The sequence below is a fragment of the Streptomyces phaeochromogenes genome (assembly GCF_001418655.1).
In the GTDB taxonomy this organism is placed as follows: Bacteria; Actinomycetota; Actinomycetes; order Streptomycetales; family Streptomycetaceae; genus Streptomyces; species Streptomyces phaeochromogenes.
In genome coordinates, this window is record NZ_LIQZ01000011.1 from 46,191 (window position 1) to 64,175 (window position 17,985).

At 70.6% G+C, this 17,985-nt stretch carries 14 protein-coding genes; 10 read left to right on the forward strand and 4 right to left on the reverse strand.

Annotated features, from left to right (window positions below):
* The first annotated feature begins 127 nt into the window (after positions 1-127).
* Together AOK17_RS01850 and AOK17_RS01855 are read left to right on the forward strand one after the other, a co-directional pair.
* Complete coding sequence (locus tag AOK17_RS01850) at positions 128-757, forward strand: hypothetical protein (RefSeq protein ID WP_055610474.1); 630 nt, start codon at positions 128-130, stop codon at positions 755-757.
* 313 nt (positions 758-1,070) lie between these two features.
* Positions 1,071-2,582: a PP2C family protein-serine/threonine phosphatase gene (locus AOK17_RS01855; protein ID WP_055610475.1), complete on the forward strand. Its 1,512-nt coding sequence runs from the start codon at positions 1,071-1,073 to the stop codon at positions 2,580-2,582.
* Between the two features lie 87 nt (positions 2,583-2,669).
* Here AOK17_RS01855 and AOK17_RS01860 read toward each other — a convergent pair whose 3' ends face one another.
* The gene (locus AOK17_RS01860; RefSeq protein WP_055610476.1) at positions 2,670-4,169 is read right to left on the reverse strand and encodes a DNA-binding protein NsdB; all 1,500 of its coding nucleotides are present in this window, start codon (positions 4,167-4,169) and stop codon (positions 2,670-2,672) included.
* A 233-nt stretch (positions 4,170-4,402) separates the two neighbouring features.
* On the opposite strand from AOK17_RS01860, the gene AOK17_RS01865 reads away from it, so the two are divergent.
* Together AOK17_RS01865 and AOK17_RS01870 are read left to right on the forward strand one after the other, a co-directional pair.
* A complete protein-coding gene (locus AOK17_RS01865; RefSeq protein ID WP_055610477.1) occupies positions 4,403-5,545 on the forward strand; it encodes an aminoglycoside phosphotransferase family protein in 1,143 nt (380 codons plus the stop codon).
* Between the two features lie 301 nt (positions 5,546-5,846).
* Positions 5,847-7,832: an N-acetylmuramoyl-L-alanine amidase gene (locus AOK17_RS01870; RefSeq protein WP_055610478.1), complete on the forward strand. Its 1,986-nt coding sequence runs from the start codon at positions 5,847-5,849 to the stop codon at positions 7,830-7,832.
* A gap of 10 nt (positions 7,833-7,842) precedes the next feature.
* Here AOK17_RS01870 and AOK17_RS01875 read toward each other — a convergent pair whose 3' ends face one another.
* Positions 7,843-8,205 carry a VOC family protein gene (locus AOK17_RS01875; RefSeq protein WP_055610479.1) on the reverse strand — a complete coding sequence of 121 codons (363 nt, stop codon included), beginning with the start codon at positions 8,203-8,205 and terminating at the stop codon, positions 7,843-7,845.
* 151 nt (positions 8,206-8,356) lie between these two features.
* On the reverse strand, positions 8,357-9,214 hold the full coding sequence (locus tag AOK17_RS01880) for a (2Fe-2S)-binding protein (protein ID WP_055610480.1): 858 nt from the start codon (positions 9,212-9,214) through the stop codon (positions 8,357-8,359).
* 178 nt (positions 9,215-9,392) lie between these two features.
* Here AOK17_RS01880 and AOK17_RS53745 point away from each other — a divergent pair, with 178 nt between their 5' ends.
* From AOK17_RS53745 to AOK17_RS01910, 6 genes are all read left to right on the forward strand, one after another.
* On the forward strand, positions 9,393-9,641 hold the full coding sequence (locus tag AOK17_RS53745; protein ID WP_157881265.1) for a hypothetical protein: 249 nt from the start codon (positions 9,393-9,395) through the stop codon (positions 9,639-9,641).
* Between the two features lie 79 nt (positions 9,642-9,720).
* Positions 9,721-10,902 (forward strand): ATP-grasp domain-containing protein, encoded by a 1,182-nt coding sequence (locus AOK17_RS01890; protein WP_055610482.1) that lies wholly within the window; start codon positions 9,721-9,723, stop codon positions 10,900-10,902.
* An 11-nt stretch (positions 10,903-10,913) separates the two neighbouring features.
* Positions 10,914-12,767 (forward strand): IucA/IucC family protein, encoded by a 1,854-nt coding sequence (locus tag AOK17_RS01895; protein WP_425424584.1) that lies wholly within the window; start codon positions 10,914-10,916, stop codon positions 12,765-12,767.
* Complete coding sequence (locus AOK17_RS01900; RefSeq protein ID WP_055610483.1) at positions 12,764-13,966, forward strand: MFS transporter; 1,203 nt, start codon at positions 12,764-12,766, stop codon at positions 13,964-13,966. Before AOK17_RS01895 ends, AOK17_RS01900 begins: the two co-directional genes overlap by 4 nt.
* Positions 13,954-15,816, forward strand: a complete 1,863-nt coding sequence (locus AOK17_RS01905) for an IucA/IucC family protein (RefSeq protein WP_055610484.1) — start codon at positions 13,954-13,956, stop codon at positions 15,814-15,816. The genes AOK17_RS01900 and AOK17_RS01905 overlap by 13 nt, the downstream gene beginning before the upstream one ends.
* The gene (locus tag AOK17_RS01910; protein ID WP_055610490.1) at positions 15,813-17,060 is read left to right on the forward strand and encodes a type III PLP-dependent enzyme; all 1,248 of its coding nucleotides are present in this window, start codon (positions 15,813-15,815) and stop codon (positions 17,058-17,060) included. Before AOK17_RS01905 ends, AOK17_RS01910 begins: the two co-directional genes overlap by 4 nt.
* Before the next feature lie 60 nt (positions 17,061-17,120).
* Here AOK17_RS01910 and AOK17_RS01915 read toward each other — a convergent pair whose 3' ends face one another.
* Entirely contained in the window at positions 17,121-17,618 is a 498-nt protein-coding gene (locus AOK17_RS01915) for a hypothetical protein (protein ID WP_055610485.1), read from the reverse strand.
* Between the last annotated feature and the right edge of the window lie 367 nt (positions 17,619-17,985).

A 17,985-nucleotide genomic window follows, 5' to 3' on the forward strand; every position in this document is an offset into this window, starting at 1 on the left:
CGGTGCGGGGCGAGTGACTGGGGCCCGGCCGATCCGAAATGCCTTGCCGGAATTTCCGGCATAAGGTTCATTTCGTCGACCGATCCGGCAGTGATCGACCAGGCACCGACAGCAAGGACAGCGCGCGATGAACACACGCTCGCCCCGTGGCCCTCGCCGGCCTGGCAGGACTCGTTCGGCCGCCGTCGCACTGGCGGCGGTCGCCGCGGCCATGAGCACGCTCGCGGCGTGCAGCACCGACAGCGACTCCGGCGATTCCGACCCGTCCTTCAGCGAACGGCCGTCCCCGCCCGACACGGCGTCCTTCTCGGGTACGGCCCCCTCCGTCAACGAGTCGGCCGTCGAGTCCGCGCGCGCCCGGGCCTCAGCGGCGGCTTCCTCCGCCTCGGCCGCGGCGTCCTCCTTCGAGGCGTCCGTGTCGGCGGAGGTCGGCCGGGCCAACGAGGCCGCGGAGAACGAGCTCAAGGACGTCGACGGCCAGGGCAACGCGATGTCCGACGTCTCCATGACGGGCAAGCCCAGGTCCGAGACCGGTGGCCTGCTCGCCGTCGTCGTGAGCATCACCAACAAGACCGACGCGCAGGCTTCGTACGCCGTGCAGGTCGACTTCCTCGATTCCTCCGGCAAGACGGTGGAGACGAGGTTCGTGGGCGCCGAGGACCTCGACCCGGGCGAGCGCGCCCAGCCGCTCGCCATCAGCCGCAAGCCCGCCGAGCCGGTGCTGACGCCCAAGCTGGTCAAGGCCCAGCGGTACTGACGCAGGGCAGCGCGGCACCGACGCGGCGAAACCTCGATCGAGCACCGCACACATGCTCACCGAACATACGATTGAGTGAGTCGCAGCCACTGCCGTCACTCCATCAACTCGCCTATCCTGTCTGCGACTTGACCGACCGGTCCGCGTACTGGATTCACCCCGCCCGCACCCTCCATGAGGACTGCGACATATGCCACAGGCACCACCGCGTCGTGTGTTGCCAAATCCCTTACAGGGCGTCGCAGGCTGTGCGACAGTCGTAACCGGTCCTTCCTTCAGCCTTGGTCGTACCGTGCCTGTATCGGAGTACGTCATGCCGTCCCATCTCTCGGCGGACCACCCTGCCGCCCAGCCGCCCCCGCGCGGCTCGGTCGACGCGCTCATTTCGCAGACGCGCCGGTTGCGGGGCGAGGTGGACGCCGTACGGCGCGACGCGCCGGCCGACGGCACAGATCCGGAGGGACGCTGGCAGCGGGCCCTGTGCGATCTGGCGATGCATCAACTCAGCGATCTCGACGAGCACTTGGCGCAGTTGAGGGACGGCCCGCCGGCCGTTCCCGTCGAGCACGAGGCGGCGGCTCAAACCGTACGGGCCGTGCCTACCGCACCCCGGCACGGCTCACTGCTCAGCCGGGTCGGCAGCGCCGAGTGGAACCTGCTGACGGACGAGGCGACCTGGTCCGGTGAGCTCTACCAGATCCTCGGCCGTGACCCCGCCGCTCCCCCGCTCACCCTCGACGAACTGCCCTCCGTGGTCCTGGAACAGGACCGGCCGAGGCTGACGGCGATGGTCACGGACTGCCTCATCGACGCCAAGCCGATCGACGGCGAGTTCCGCATCGTCCGGCCCGACGGCGACGTACGGACCGTGCACGTGATGGGCGAGCCCGTGCTCGACACGGACGGCAGTACCGCCTCGATGTGGGCGGTCCTGCGGGACGTCAGCGAGCTGCGCCGCAGCCAGCGGACCGTCAGTGAGACCCGGGACTCCCTGCAGCACCAACGGCACTTCGCCCAGACCGAGCGCCGGCTAGCGGTCGAGTTGCAGGAGGCTGTGCTGCCGCCGTGGCGCGGTTCTCTGCGCCTCCCACGCCAGGGACCCGAGACGCTGGACCTGGCCGCGCGCTATCTGCCGTCCTCGACGAGCGAGCTGATCGGCGGCGACTGGTACGACGCACTCGAACTGCCGAGCGGGGACACGCTGTTGAGCGTCGGTGACCTCACCGGCCGCGGTGTGACCGTCACCTCCGGCATGGCGATGATGATCGGCGCCCTGCGCGGTATGGCCGTGGCTGGTACCGAGCCCGGACAGCTCATGGCATGGCTCAACCAGTTACTCGACGCCTCGGTCCAGCCGGCTCTGGGCAGCGCGATGTGCTGCCGCTACCGGCCCGAGAGCCGCACGCTGACCTGGGCGCAGGCAGGACACCCCGCCCCGCTGCTGTTCCGCAACGGGACGGGGCGCGTGCTCTCGCCGCCGGACGGCGTCCTGCTCGGCGCCACCTCAGGCGCTGTCTACGGACAGGCCGAGGAGACGCTCGAACCGGGCGACCTGCTCCTCCTTCACACCGACGGACTGGTTCCCCGGCGCTGGGTGTCTCCTCAGACCCGGTCATGGGACCAGTCCCAGTCATGGGAGTCCCACGACTCGAGCGAGGTCGGGGGTGGAGGCGACACCGCGGCCGTCAGCCGTCTCCTCGACCTGGCCCCCCGCTTCGGCGAGGCGCGCGCCGCACAGGACTGCGTACGGATGGTCGTGGAGGAGTTCGGCGAGACGGAGCGCGAGGACGACGCCTGCGTACTGATCGCCAGGGTTGCCACCTGACGCGGGCACGACCCGACAGCACGCGGGCAGAACCCGAAAGCACGCCGGCACGGTCCGACGCCTGTGGTGAACAGCCGCACAGGCCCCCTATGCCCGTGCGCTGTTGCCGCCCCTGGCCTTCAACGCGCCCTTGGGCAGCGCCAGTTTGATCTCCTCACGCAGATCGTTGATCTTCGGATAGCTGGAGTACTGCCCCGTCAGCCGGTACATCTCACGCAGCCGGTCCCAGGTGCGGTGGGAGGAGTTCGAGCCCATCGAGGTCAGGGCCAGGCGTGCGTACCGGTCGGCCTGTTCGGGGTCGTCGGCGATGAAGCATGCGGACGCGAGCGAGATGTGGTCGAAGATCTTCGACCGGTCCCGGCCCTTCTCCCGCAGCTCCAGGGCTTCCTTGGCGTGGCGCTGTGCGACGGCGGCGGCGGACGGGTCGTGCTCCGCGAGCGTGCGGTAGGCCAGGGCCTGCATCCCGTGCATGTCCGCCTCGTCGAACAGCTGCATCCAGCTCGGCGGCGGCACGTCACCCTTGTCCGAGACGAAGAGGTCCTCCGCCTCCCCCAGGGTGCGCCGCATGGCCTGGCCCTTGCCCAGCGACGCCTGTGCCCAGGCCTCGATGGTGTAGAGCATGGCCTGGGTGCGCGGCAGGACCTCGTCGCCCGATCCGGACTTGGCGAGCTTCATGAGGTCGAGCGCGTCGTCGGGCCGGCCCAGGTGCACCATCTGGCGGGCCGCTCGGGAGAGCGCCTCGCCCGCGCGGGGCCGGTCACCGCCTTCTCGGGCCGCGTGCGCGGCGATGATGAAGTACTTCTGGGCCGTGGGCTCCAGGCCGACGTCGTGCGACATCCAGCCCGCGAGGACGGCGAGGTTGGCGGCGACGCCCCACAGGCGCCGCTGCAGATGGTCGGGGTGTCGGTAGGAGAGCATGCCTCCCACTTCGTTGAGCTGTCCCACGACAGCCTTGCGTTGCAGTCCGCCCCCGCGGGCCGCGTCCCAGGCCCGGAACACCTCGACCGAGCGCTCCAGTTCCTCGATCTCCTGCGACCCGATGGGGGCGGCCTCGTAGCGGTCGAACCCAGCGGGGTCGGCGTGCAGGGGATTGTCGATGTCAGGGGCGTCGGCCGCGAGGGCCGGATCGGAGTGCAGCCAGTCCTGCATGGCGCTGCTGATAGCGGATCCGGCGGCGAGCGCGGCGCCCGCGCCCACCAAGCCGCGTCGGTTGAGCATGAGGTCCATTCCCGTGAATTCGGTGAGGACCGCGGCAGTCCGCTCGGGCGCCCACGGCATGCCGTCGGGATGTTCCACACTCCCGCCGCCCGGCCGTTTCCCCGTGCGCCCGTGCCGGACCAGACCGAGATCCTCGATGGTCACGACACGGCCGAGACGCTCGGTGAACAGTGCTGCCAGCACCCGCGGCACCGGATCGCGCGGGATCTCTCCCGTGTCGATCCACCGCCGCACTCTCGAGGTGTCCGTCGCCAGCTGGGGGTGGCCCATGGCCGCCGCCTGCCGGTTGACCATCCTCGCGAGTTCCCCCTTGGACCAGCCGGCCAGGCCGAACAGGTCCGAAAGGCGGGTGTTGGGTTGTCCGCTCACGTCAAGCCCCCAGGTTCTCGGCTGAGTTGACACTAACCGTCTGTCAGTTGCTGAGCGACTATTCGCCAGGGTTCGCCAGGGCACGCCAGATGGTGTGCCACTGGGCATCGGGTGTCAGGTAGGAAAGCGCCACCCCGACCCGGTCGCCGAAGGGACACTCCCCAGGGTGCACCAGGGCGGCCGGGGCGGGTAGCGCAGCAACTTGCAGGCACACGAAGGGATCTGTTTCGCCCATGTACGCAGCATCGTCCTCCGTGTCCGCTCCGCCCCGGTCACTGCACGCCCGCCCGGTCGGCAGCGGCCCTTATCTCGACCCCGCACGCCCGGGGGCGGCTCCCGTGCTCGGTGCCGGTAGGTCACGGCGCGTGCCGGGGCTCGGTACCCAACCGCTCAGCGGGAGACTCGACTTGTCCGGCCCCCAGGGGGCGCAGCTGCGCACGGCGATCGCGTCGGTGCACCGGATCTGTCCGGAGTTCTCTCCGGTACAGGTGCTGCGCCGCAGCGGCCGATCCGTGCTCCTGGTCGGCACGACAGGGCGCAGCACCGCCGTCGCCAAGTGCTTACTGGATCACTCCCCGGTGTGGAGCGAGCGGATCCGTCATGAAATAGCGGCGTACCGCTCGTTCGTGCGGCACCGGCCCCCGGTGCGGGTGCCGCGCCTGATCGCGGCGGACCCGGACAACTGCACCCTGGTGATCGAACGGATGCCGGGGCGGGTGGCGGCGCTGCAGCGGCATCCGGCGGAGTCCCCGCCGCGAGCGGACATCAGGGCGGCACTCGGCGCGATCTGCCGGCTCAACGCGTGGCGGCCACCGGCGGGGACGTTCGACGCCCCGCTGGACTACGCGGCCCGGATCTCCCGGTATCACGAGCTGGGGTTGCTCACCGACCGGGACATGGGCGATCTGCAGAAACTGGTGCACGGCATCGCGCACTCGGCGGGCCGCCAGGGCATGGGCCAGTTCTGCCACGGCGACGCGCTCCTGTCCAACATGCTCCTGTCACCGGCCGGTCCAGTGCTGGTGGACTGGGAGCATGCGGGCTGGTATCTGCCGGGCTACGACCTGGCGACGCTGTGGGCGGTCCTCGGGGACGCGCCCGTCGCCCGGCGGCAGATCAGCCAGCTCGCGCAGTCGGCGGGACCGGCGGCGCGCGACGCGTTCCTGGTGAACCTCATGCTCGTCGTCACCAGGGAGATCCGTACGTACGAGACGGCCGTGCAGCGGTCGATGCACGAGACGACCCCGGCGGCACCAGGACCGGCCCACCCGGGTGCTGCGCCGTCCGGCGAGGAACAGCGGCTGCTGCTCAGGCGGCTGCACGACGACTGCCAGATGGCCCGCAAGGCCGTCCGAGCGGCGGTCGGCACTCGCTGACGGGGATGGTGGTCCGCGGTGCGCCCAGGACAGGGCGCATCGCGGACCTTCGTCATGTCGGGCCGCCGTTCGCGCCCGTCACTCCTTCATTGAGGGACGTTCACCCGAACAAGCCACAGGTCCACTCCACTGACGCCTCGCAGGCCGGGTCGCCGTCGCCGCGAAACCCGCGACACCCGCCGCTGACGTGGGAAATCAACTGTCTCTGGGCATGATTGACGGATCGTCGGGGACCCGGTACCACTGACGCACGCCCGGCCCCGCACGCACCATCGCGACCGATCGTCCCAGGAGGCCTGCTTTGCGAGGATCCGCCACCGACTCCAGCCCCTCCACCGGGCACAGACGAGCACGCAGGACGGCCGGTGCCGTCGCGTCGGCGGCCCTGCTGCTTCCCCTGCTCGGCGCCGCCCCGTACGACAGCGGCGCCCGGACGTCCTCCGCTCGTCTGCAGAGCGCGTTCGCCGACGCGGCGGCCCAGTACCACGTACCGAGGAATGTGCTTCTCGCCGTCTCCTACCTGCAGTCCCGCTGGGACGCGCACGGCGGGGCGCCGAGTGTCACCGGCGGCTACGGTCCCATGCATCTGACGGACGCCCGGACCGCGATCGCCCGGACGGTGGCACCGCACCACAGCGAGGGCACGGAGGACGCACGCGGCGACGACTCACGCGCACCTCTCCTCCCCGACACCAAGGTCCCGGAGAACACCCAACTCCCGCCCCGCCTCAAGACGTTGACGAAGGCGGCCGAACTCACGGGCATCCCCGCGGAGCGGCTGCGTACGGACACGGCGGCCAATGTCGCCGGCGGTGCGGCACTGCTGGCCGCCGCCCAGAAGCAGCTCGGCGAACCGCTCAGCGACGACGCGGCCGACTGGTACGGGGCGGTGGCACGCTACTCGGGCGCCGACGACACGGCGACGGCTGCGACGTACGCCGACGACGTCTTCGACGTGATCCGCCGCGGAGAGCACCGCACGACGGACGCCGGCCAGCAGGTCGCCCTCGCGGCTCAGGCTCAACTGCAGCCTGCAACACGGACGTTGAGCGAGTCGGGACTGCGGGCGGCCCGCGCGGCCGGCACCGAGTGCCCGGCGACCGTGTCCTGCGAGTGGATCCCGGCGCCCTACGAGGAGTTCGGCGACGGCGACTACGGCAACCACGACCTCGGCGATCGCCCCAAGTCCCAGAGCATCAAGTACATCGTCGTGCACGACACGGAGGGTGCCTGGGAAGGCGTCCTCAACATGGTGCAGGACCCCACCTATGTGTCGTGGCAGTACACCCTGCGCTCCACCGACGGGCACATCGCCCAGCATGTGAAGGCCAAGGACGTGGCCTGGCACGCGGGCAACTGGTATGTGAACGCCAAGTCGATCGGCCTGGAGCACGAGGGGTTCCTCGCGGCGCCGGACGCCTGGTACACGGAGGCGATGTACCGGTCGTCGGCGCGGCTGGTGACGTATCTGGCGAAGAAGTACGGCATCCCGCTGGACCGGCAGCACATCCTCGGCCACGACACCGTGCCGGGAACGACGACGGCGAACATCCCCGGGATGCACACGGATCCGGGCCCGTACTGGGACTGGCAGCACTACTTCACCCTGCTCGGCAAGCCGCTGCGCGCCACTCCGGGATCGAACGGCGGGCTCGTGACCGTGCTGCCCCAATTCAGCAAGCACAAGCCGAAGTTCACGGGTTGCGTCACGAAGGGCGAGCCCTGCGCGGCGCACGGTTCGAGCGCCGTACGGCTGCACACCCAGCCGCGCTCGGACTCTCCGCTCGTCAAGGACATCGGGCTGCGGCCCAAGGGCGAGGACTCCACGATCGATGTGAACGACGTGGGTTCGCGTGTCTCCACGGGCCAGCGGTACGCGGTCGCCGGGCGCGACGGCGACTGGACCGCGATCTGGTACCTCGGCCAGATGGCCTGGTTCAAGAACCCTGCGAAGCAGCCGACCGCGGTGAACGCGACCGGTCTCGTCGTGACACCGAAGGCCGGGCTGACCGAGATCCCCGTGTACGGACGCGCGTACCCGGAGAAGACGGCCTATCCGGCAGGCGTGCCCGTCCAGGACATTTCTCCCCTGCCGTACAAGCTGCTCAAGGGGCAGAAGTACGCGGCGGGTGACAAGGTGCCGGGCGAGTACTTCTACGCGCCGACCTTCGACACCACGCCGCACCGGGTGGTGCGCGGCAAGGACATGTACTACGAGATCCAGTTCGGGCACCGGGTGGCGTATGTGCGCGCCGCCGACGTACGGGCGGTGCCGTCGGCCTCGTAGCGGCAACGGGTCACTTCGGCGGCTCGTGCAGTCCGAAGGCGGAGCCCTGGTCGTCGCGGCACAGCTTGAAGCGGCCGAACCGGGCGGCCGACTCCTCGCTGTCGCCCCCGTCGCCCAGGTCCTCCACCGTGCCGCCCAGTTCACGGACCCGGGCGACGGCGGCGTCGAGGTCGTCGACCCTGAAGAAGAGGTAGGGGGAGGCTCCGGCGTCGCCGCCGTGCATTCCGCCCGGCACTCCGTCGGTGGTGATGGCGAAGCCGCCGCCTTCGGACGTTCCGGGTTCGAAGGCCCAGCCGAGGAGGGATCCGTAGAAGGCGCGGCCCCGCTCGGGGTCGGCCACGCCGATTTCGAAGAAGGTCGGTTCGCCGCTCATCGCGAGTCTCCCGTCGTGAGACATGTGCCGGCCGCCTCAGACCACCGTACGCGGGACGGAACGCGGGCGCCCTCCGTGCCGGTGCCGCTCGTGCGGCGGAGGCCCGTCGTGTGACGGGCCCGCCGTGTGACAGGCCGGCGCGTGACCGGGTTCAGCCCTCCTCGATCCGCCGCAGCCGTTCGGCGTCGCAGGTACGGGGGCAGGTGGAGCAGGCCTCGGCGGGGCGGATCGTGTAGTACATGCAACAGCCCATGCGGGTGCGGGTCGTGTGCTCTCGGCCGTCGCTGCCGGTGAGGTGGCGGAACTCGGCTCCGCCGGGGAAGGGTACGACGGCCGAGGGCAGAAGCGCGGTGGCCGCCCGGACGGCGTCGGGCTCCTCGCCGAGCATGCGGCCGAGGTACCAGATGCCGGAGACGAGATCATCGGTGACCATGCCCCACAGGGCGCGCGGGCCGCGCCGGATGTGTGGGGCGATCGCGGAGAGCAGCGGTTCCATGTGATCGGCGACGGCCACCCTCAACTCGGCACGCAGGGCCTCCTCGTGAGGGGCCGTCAGCGTGCCGGGGAGTGCGGCGGCCGGGTCGCCCGGGAGACAGGTGAGATCCGAGCGGGGGCTGATCTCGAACACGCCGGTCGTGAGGTCGAGCCGTACGTCTTCGGGGTGGATGCGCGGCACCCGGCCCGTGAGGTACCAGACGCCGCTCATCAGCAGCCCGACGGACCATGCGTAGTCGTGCAGAGCTCGGGAGGCGGCGACGTCCCGGCGCGGGGTGTGGTCGTAGCGGTCCTGGATGCGGGTGGTCTCGGCCAGGAGGAAGGCCTCCATGGCCTCCTGATCCTTCGTCAACTCGGCGCCACTGACGCCCATTTGGGTGACGGCAGGATCCGGGTCGGCGACTCGCACGGCCAACGCCTCGCACACCTCGCCCAGTTGCCGGTACGTGTCCACGAGCAGGCCGGACACGGACGTGGCCGCACCGGTCGACAGAGTCTCCACGGCCACGGTCATTGGTACTCCTGTGCATGGGGGGCGAAGCAAGCGAAGCAGGTAAGGCTTACCTTAGTATAGAGATCGCCGACAGCAGCGCGTGACCGCACCCCTGGAGCAACGATCAAGGGAGGCGCATGTCACAGCCCTTCCACAGCTGGTTGAAACATAAAACATGCCTGACCTAAGCTCACGTACCGTGACTGTGACCCAACGGGCCGCACCGATGAGTGTGCCGCCGCGTGCCCTGCGGCTGCCGTGTACCGCCATCGGGCTCACGATGGATGCCGCCGGAGTCACGGTGGATGCCGCGCTCACGGGCACCGGTGCAGTCGCACAGGGCATCACGCGCGATTCACCGGCCTCGCCGACGACCCTCGACAGCAACGCCTGTGCGGGCTTCGCGGCCGTGGCGAGGGCCACCCGCGTGGAGCTCGCGAGGACGTAACTCCCACCGCCAGGGGCGTGCCCGGCATCCCGAGCACGCCCCTCAACACTCCATCCACAAACGGAAGTTGTCCTCGCGCATGCGTATGTATCTGCTGGCCCTCAACCCGACCGACTCCGTCACCGAAGGATTCCTGCCCGCCGCGGCGCGGCTCGGCCTGGACATCACGCTCCTCACCGACCAGCCGGACGCCCACCGGCGCGTGTATCCGGAGATCGAGATCCTGGAGTGCGACGTACGCGACTTCCGTGCCGTCGTGACCCGGATATCGACGCATCACCGACCCGACGCGGTCTTCACCAACAGCGACCATCTGCAGACCCAGGCCGCCCTGGCCGCCGACTACTTCGGACTGTCCGGCAAGGACTGGTTGGTCACCCTGCGCACCAAGGACAAGGCCGAGATGCGTCGCCATCTCACCTCCGTCGGCGCGGACACGGTGTGGTCGACCGAAGTCACCGATCTCGCGGGCCTGGCCGCCCTCGACCCCCCGTACCCCTGTGTCGTCAAGCCGCGCGAAGGCGTGGCCAGCGAGGACGTCGTGCTCGTCGACGGTCCCGAGGAGCTGCTGGCGCGCTGCACGGAGATCCAAAGCCGTCGCTCGGGAGCGGCCCTGGTCGTCGAGGAGTATCTGCCCGGTGAGCTGTACACCCTGGAGACGCTCGGTGACGGTCACGTCCGCCATGTCCTGGGCGGGTTCCACACCAGGGTGTCGCCACCGCCGTACTTCATCGAGGAGGGGCTGACCTTCGTCGCGGCGCATCCCGAGCCGGTCGTCGCCCAGGTACTGGCCCAACTCGACGCGCTCGGCGTGGGGTTCGGCGCCTGCCACACCGAATTCGTCGTCCACGAGGGCCGGGCGAGGATCATCGAGGTCAACTACCGCGCCATCGGCGACCAGTGCGATCTGCTGCTGGCGCGCATGCTGGAGATCCCGCTCTTCGAGCACATCCTGCGTACGCACCTGGGTGAGCGCCTGCCCGAGGATCTGGGAGCACGGCGTGACGGCGCGGCTCGACTGGAGTATCCCTGCGCCGAGAGCGCCGGAACGCTGGCCGCCGCCCCCGCTGCCGCCGAACTGACCGTCGACGGAGTGCAGTTGACCTACCGCCCGCTTCGGGGGGTCGGCGAGCGGCACGAGGTGTATCACACCAATCGCGACTTCCTCGGCGTGCTGCGGGCCATCGGGACCGACCAAGAGGCCGTGGACAGCGTGGTGGCCGAGTTCCTGGCCGGGCAGCGGTGGGAGATCCAGCGGTGACGGGCCCGACTGTGACGACCCGCGACTCCGTCGGCACGGGCGGCGGACGTGCCTTGCGGCCGGAGACCGACCCCACCGAGGGCGAATTGGTGATCCGGGTGCTCAGCGCTCTGCTGCGTGAGGACGTGGTGGGCCTGCGTACGCGCAGCACGCTCGTGCACCGGCCTGACGGTGCCTGGTTGCAACGGGCCGACGCGCAAGGGGGTTTCCTTCTGCTGCCCGTCGTCGAGGACGGGTTCCAGTGCGAGTTCGCGGCCCGGCTGCCTCTGCTCGTCGGGGAATCCGAGGGAGCCGCACCCGTCCCCGTCCCCGTCCTGTATGAGACGTGTGACGAGATCCTTGGTGTGTTGCGTGTGCTGGCCGACCCCGTCGACCAGGGCGGGTTCGACGCCTTCGCGGAGGAGTGCCGCCAGACGCAGGCCACCATGCGGCTGCACGCCTCGGCCCGGTCGCAGGTCGCCGAGCGACTGACGGACCGGCTTGGCGCGGACCCGGCCGACTGGACGGGGCTGACGGCCGGGCTGGCGTTCGACACCCTCGCCGCCCATCTCGACCATCCCGTCTACCCCACGGCACGCGGCCGATCCGGGCTCACCGAGGAGCAACTGCGGGCGTACGCACCGGAGTTTCATCCCCGTTTCGCGCTGCGCTGGCTCGCTGTGCCCCGGGAGGCGGTCACCGGCACGCTTCCGGACCGCTGGCCCACGCCCGCGCTGCTCGGGCTGGGGGAGCTCGACCGTACTCATGTGGCCCTGCCCGTACACCCGTTAAGTGTCGGTCCCCCGCTGGAAGAGGCCTTGCGTGCCACCGGTCTGACGGAGAGCGCGGTACTCGCCGACCGCGCCCGCCTCGAAGCCGTGCCCACCCTGTCGATGCGTACCGTCGCCCTGTCAGTCGACCCGTTGCTGCACGTCAAACTCCCCCTGGCCACCGCCACGTTGGGCCTGCGCAACCGGCGGACCATCAAGCCCGGGACACTCGTCGACGGGGCCGCAGGACAGCGTCTGATCGAGCGGGTCGTCGCCCGCGAGCCCCGCTTCCGTGACACGATCCTGCACGCCGACGAGACCATGTACACGCACGCCGGGCACGAACTGCTCGCCGTGCTCTTCCGACGCTACCCCGCTGGTCTTGAGGACTCCGTCGTCGTGCCGATGGCCGCGCTGCTCGCCGAGGCGCCCGGCGACCGGCTGGTCGTCGATCACCTGGCCGACCGCTTCTACGGCGGCGACCCGCTCGCCCTGCTGGACGCCTGGCTCACGCTGCTCTTCGACTGGCAGACCACGCTGTTCGGCTATGGGATCGCGCTGGAGTCGCACCAGCAGAACATCTCGCTCGTCCTCGACCGGCGGACCGACGGCCGCACTCGGCTGCGGCTGTTGCTGAAGGACAACGACGGACCGCGCATCAACGCCGCGCGGCTGCGTGAGCGGTTGGGTGAGGGATCGGGCGAGGAATCGGGTAAGCGGGCGGGGGACAACGCCACCGGACCGCGTGACTTCGACGACGCCCGGACCTTCGCCGAGAGCGACCAGCCGGTCGTCGACCTGTTCACCACCATCACGGTCCATCTGTGCGCGGGCGCCTACGCGTTCGGGCTCGCCCGGCACGGTCGCGCTCCGCTGCCGGTGCTGCTGCGGCTCGTCCGCGACCGGCTCGCCGAGGCGATCGAGCGGCTCGGGACAGGAGCGGGCGAGCCCGGTGCCGTACTGCGTGCCCAGGTGCTGGACTCACCCCGCCTGCCCGTGAAGGCGATGGTCACCGCGGGAACCCTGCTCACCAAGGAACGTTCGGGCGCGGCGGACATTAACAAGCACTACACGACCGGCCCCAACTACCTGCTGCGTACGGGGGATTCGGCATGACCGCCGAGGTCCTGCGGATGCCCCGCTCCGGGTTCGGTCCGCGGCACGTGCACGCAGTCGCGGGCTGCTATTTCGTGGCGTCGTTCGCGGCACTGGGGCTGCCGCCGTTCCTGACCGAGATCCTGCCGGAGCTCGGCGACCGAACGGCTCGCTGGGCGGGTCTGCTGTATGTCGTGCCCACCGTGTTCGGTGCGCTCGGTGCCCCTCTGTGGGGCCGGCTCGCGGACCGCTTCGGACGAAAACGGCTGCTGCTGCGGGCCCAGTTGGGGCTCGCTGTCGCCTTCCTGCTCGCGGGATGGGCCGATTCGCTCGGCACGTTCATCGCGGCGCTGGTGTTGCAGGGCATCCTCGGCGGCACGTTCGCGGCGTCCAACGGCTACCTCGGTGCCGCGCTGGAAGGGACCCACCTGTCCAGGGCACTCACGCTGATGCACGGCAGTGCGCGGGCGGCCCTGGTCGTCGCCCCGATCGTGGTCGGATCCCTGTCGTCCTGGCTGTCACCCCATCGCCAGTACGCGCTGCTCGCCCTTCTCCCGCTGGCCGCCGCCCTGTTGCTCGCCGCGTTGCCCGAACCGCAGGCGGAGGAGGCCGAGTTGACGGAGGTGGCGGAGACATCCGAGCCCGTTCCAGCGGCGGCTCTGCGCTCGCTGTACGCGTTCGAGTTCACCTTTGTCTTCTCCACGGTCATCTCCTTCCCCTACCTCATCTCCCTTGTCGAGGAACGAATACCGGGCGCGTCACCGACGCTGTCGGGCGTGCTGTTCGCCCTCCCCCACCTCTGCTACCTGATAGCCGCCATGCCCGTACACACCGCCTTCCGGGACCGACCCCGGGCCGGGATCGTGATCGGCTTCATCTGTGTCGCGATCGGGCTGGCCGGACACAGTGCGGCCGACTCCCTCGCCACCCTGATCGGCGTACGGCTGGTCCTCGGCGTGGGGCTGACGCTCGGCCTGGTGTGTCTGTCGGTGCTGGCCGCCGACTGCGTCAAGGGCCGTTCCCCCGGCGGGCTGTTCGGCTCGCTGGAGTTCTTCTCCAAGGCCGGCGCGGTCGCCGCCGGCGTGGCCGCGGCGGCGGGCAGCGCCCGCTACGGCCCGACCGCACCCTTACTGACCGGCGCGGCCGTCGCACTGATCACCGTATGCGCGACCATCCTCCGCTCTCTTTGCACCCGCTGGAGCCACACATGCCCTCGCTGACCGAGTCGCTCGGTAGCACCCCCGCCTCCGCCCTCGCCTCCGCCCCCACTGCGCCGGCCGAACTCCCTTCCCCCGACGAGGCCGTGGCGCACACCCTCCTCAACTGTCTGCTGCGCGAGGTGTCGGCGCCCGAGCGCCAGACCGCCTTCACCCACGGCCATCTGCTGCTGCGGCTCCCCCGCCGCGGTGTGCTGCTGCGGGTCGCCCTGCGTCGTACGTCGCTGCTCGGCGCGCACCGCTTCGCCGGCCAGGTGAGCGAGGAGACGGCCGACGGTGGCTGGAACGTGGTCGACTGGCGGCGGCTGGCCGAGTACACGCAGGACGAACTGTCCCTGCGTACCGGTGTGCGCAACGAGGAGTTCCTGGAGCAGATCGACTCCAGCCACCGAACCATCACCGCCTCTCTCGCGGTACGCACCGGGAGCGGCCGGAGCGCTCTCCCCGTGCAGGCCGGGTCCGACCCGAGCGCGATCGCCGTACGGGCGGGGACGGACTCGGTACCGGCGGACACGCCCGTCGCCGCCTACCTCGCGTCCGAGCAGTCGCTGCTCTTCGGGCACCGCTTCCACCCCACGCCCAAGGCGCGCACCGGGGACGCGGACTCCTGGCTCGCCTACTCGCCGGAGGCCGGCGCCGCCTTCCCCCTGCGCCACCTGGCCGTACGCGAGCACCTGATCGCCGAGGAGGCCGCGGAGCCCGGCGCCCTGGACGTGCTCGACGGGCGGGACCGGCGGGACCCGTGGGGACGAAAGGGCGCTGCCGTGCCCGACGGCTACCGGCTGCTGCCCGCCCACCCCTGGCAGTACGCGATCCTCCGCGAGCACCCGACGCTGCGCGCGGCCCTCGCGCGCGGGGAGATCCTCGACCTCGGCCCGGGCGGCAGGCCCTTCGCCGCCACCGCATCCGTACGGACGCTGTACGACGGCGAGTCGTTCCTGAAGTTCAGCCTGAACGTCCGGATCACCAACTGCCTGCGCAAGAACGCGAGTTACGAGCTTTCAGGCGCCGTCGCACTCACCCGCGTCCTGGGCCCGGCCCTGGCCGACCTGGCCGAGCGCTTCCCCGGCAGCGCGGTGCTCCGCGAGCCCGCGTACCGCAGCCTCGCCCTGCCAGGACCGGACGGCACCCCGGACCGCGAGCTGCTCGAAGGCTTCGGCGTCATCGTCCGCGAGGGCCTGACCCGGCACCTCCTGCCCGGTACCACCCCGCTGCTCGCGGCGGCCGTCGCGGACGAGTACCCGACCAGTCCCGCGCACGTCTCCCAACTCCTCGACGGGGCCGGTCCGCAGGCGGCGCTCGACTGGTGGGCGGCCTACCTGAGGCTGCTCGTGCCGCCGGTGCTTGCCGCCTACTTCGACCACGGTCTGGTGCTGGAACCCCATCTGCAGAACGTGCTGATCTGCGTGGACGGCGACGGCATGCCCGCCCAGGTCCTCTTCCGCGACCTGGAGGGCACCAAGCTCGTGCCCGAGCATCACGCCGAGACCCTCGCCGCGCTGCCGCCCGAGGTCGCGGGGCCGATGACGTACGACGCGCAGCGGGGCTGGGACCGGGTCGTCTACTGCCTGCTCGTGAACCATGTCGCCGAGCTGCTCGCCGCGCTCGCCGACCTGCACCCCCACGCCGAGGCCGCGCTGTGGGCGGAGGTCCGCGTCACCCTCCAGACGTACGCCGACCGATACGGCTGCCCGCCGCCGCTGGCCGCGCTGCTCGCCGGAGTGCCCCTGCCCGCCAAGGCGAACCTCCTCACCCGCTGGGAGCGCAAGGCCGACCGCGAGGCCGGATACGTCCACCTGCCCTCTCCGCTCGGTGAGGACATCCTGTGCCACACGACCGGGAGTACCCGATGACCATCCCCACCGCGGCCGTACGGGACCGCGTGCTCTCCCTTCCCTCCGGCGAACTCCCCGCCTACGTCTACGACCTGGCGGCACTGCGCGATCACGCCGCTCACGTGCGGGCCGCCCTGCCCGCCCGCGTCGAGCTCTACTACGCGGCCAAGGCCAACCCGGAGCCGGAGATCCTGGCCGCGCTGGGTCCGTACGTGGACGGCTACGAGGTCGCGTCGGGTGGCGAACTCACTCATGTCGCCAAGGCGGTTCCGGGCCGCCCTCTGGCCTTCGGCGGACCGGGCAAGACGCCCGCCGAGATCACGGCCGCGCTGGAGCGGGGCGTGGAGCGTTTCCATGTGGAGAGCGAGTACGAGCTGCACATGCTGGCCGAACTGGCCCGGCAGGTGGCGCCCGACAGCCGGGTCGCGGTCCTGCCTCGCTTCAACCTTCCTGTGGCGTCGGGTTCGTTGGCCGCGAGCTCGCTGGCGATGGGCGGCCGTTCCACGCCCTTCGGCCTCGACCCGTCCGAGGCGGACGCGGTCGTGCGTCTGCTCACCGACGGCACGTATCCGCATCTTGAACTCCGCGGTGTGCACGCCCACTTGGCCAGCGGGCTCCGGGCTCCGGAGCAGCTCGCGGTGGCCGAGTCCATCGTGCGCTGGGCCGTGGGGCTGGCCGAACGGCACGACGGGGTGCGGCTGGCCGAGGTGAACCTCGGTGGGGGGATGACGGTCGACTACGCCGCTCCCGAGGACCGATTCGACTGGGTCGCGTACGGCGAAGGGCTCGCCGAACTCGCCTGCCGGTACCCGGATCTGACGTTGCGTATCGAACCGGGGCGGGCGCTGACGGCGTACTGCGGCTGGTACGCCACCGAGGTGCTGGACGTGAAGCAGAGTCACGGCGAGGAGTTCGCGGTTGTGCGCGGAGGCACGCACCACATGCGCACTCCCGCGACCAAGGGACACGACCAGCCCTGCACCACGCTTGCGGTGGAGGACTGGGCTCATCCCTGGCCGCGGCCGGCCGCGAGACGCGAACTCGTCACGCTCACCGGCCAGTTGTGCACCCCGAAGGATGTCCTGGCCCGGAACGTCCGGGCGCCGGGGCTGCGGGCGGGCGACCGCGTGGCGTTCGCTCTGGCGGGCGCCTACGCGTGGAACATCTCCCACCACGACTTCCTCATGCACCCGCGGCCCGGGTTCCACTTCCTGGACGGCGTGGACACCGAATCAGCCGCGGGTGGGGCGACCGAGGGCTAGGGGTTCGCGCGTTGAACGTGGTCTCGTCGTCCGCCGGCGGTTCGCTGCGGACGGCGGGGTTCAGCCCTGCTGGAAGAGCTCCGCGGGCAGGGGCTTCAGGAGCGCGTACAGATCGTCGGTGATGGGGCGGTCCCAGGCGGCGATCGTCACCAGGACGTTGTCGCTGCGGTCGAACTGGACGCAGGAGATCCGCGTCTCGGAGAGCTTCAGGCGGCGCACGATGAGGAGGTTGTCGCCCTGCATCACCGGCATGTCCTCGGCCCCGACGACCGTGACCTCCTCCTCGTTCTCCAGCGCCAGCAGCAGCTGCGCAACCTCGAACGGGACCTCTCCCTCGGCGACGTCCCGGGCCGGTGAGCCCTCCGGCAGATTGCCGATGATCATCGCGGGGCCGCGGCCACCGAACAGGTCGTAGCGCAGGAAGACGCCCTGGCAGCTTCCGTCGGGCGCGGGCAGCAGGCCCGCGCCGAGATTGCCGGGCCAGTCGCCCGGGTCCATGGCCAGAACGTCGAATTCAGGCCCGGCGGGAGTGGCGCTGCGGCGGCGGAGGAAGGACATGCCGCAATGGTACGTGCCCCGAGGGGTGGACGGGCGTGGGGTCGACGGCCGTTGGCCAGCGAACGTTGGCCCTGACGTGTTGGCCGGGGGCGGTCCACCAACAGGCGTTGACCGTCGCGTGGCAACTTCGAGCCGTTTCGGTCACCACATGTTTGCCAACGCTCGTTTCTCCGGGCCTGGCGCATGCCACCGAGCGTTTGCCAACGGGCGTTGACTTCTCCACTGCCCGTCGCCCCACACTCGTGGGCCCACGACGGTAGGCCGACGCCTGTAGGCCAACGCCCGTAGCCCCACACTCATGGGCCGACACCTGTGGGCCCACACCCGTTGACCAGCCCTACTCCCCCGCTCCCACTCCCCCTGGCGC

Coding starts and splice junctions, on each gene's coding strand:
- AOK17_RS01850 (WP_055610474.1), top strand. CDS start 128: ATGAACACACGCTCGCCCCGTGGCCCTCGCCGGCCTGGCAGGACTCGT.
- AOK17_RS01855 (WP_055610475.1), top strand. CDS start 1,071: ATGCCGTCCCATCTCTCGGCGGACCACCCTGCCGCCCAGCCGCCCCCG.
- AOK17_RS01865 (WP_055610477.1), top strand. CDS start 4,403: ATGTACGCAGCATCGTCCTCCGTGTCCGCTCCGCCCCGGTCACTGCAC.
- AOK17_RS01875 (WP_055610479.1), bottom strand. CDS start 8,205: ATGAGCGGCGAACCGACCTTCTTCGAAATCGGCGTGGCCGACCCCGAG.
- AOK17_RS01880 (WP_055610480.1), bottom strand. CDS start 9,214: ATGACCGTGGCCGTGGAGACTCTGTCGACCGGTGCGGCCACGTCCGTG.
- AOK17_RS01890 (WP_055610482.1), top strand. CDS start 9,721: ATGCGTATGTATCTGCTGGCCCTCAACCCGACCGACTCCGTCACCGAA.
- AOK17_RS01900 (WP_055610483.1), top strand. CDS start 12,764: ATGACCGCCGAGGTCCTGCGGATGCCCCGCTCCGGGTTCGGTCCGCGG.
- AOK17_RS01905 (WP_055610484.1), top strand. CDS start 13,954: ATGCCCTCGCTGACCGAGTCGCTCGGTAGCACCCCCGCCTCCGCCCTC.
- AOK17_RS01910 (WP_055610490.1), top strand. CDS start 15,813: ATGACCATCCCCACCGCGGCCGTACGGGACCGCGTGCTCTCCCTTCCC.
- AOK17_RS01915 (WP_055610485.1), bottom strand. CDS start 17,618: ATGTCCTTCCTCCGCCGCCGCAGCGCCACTCCCGCCGGGCCTGAATTC.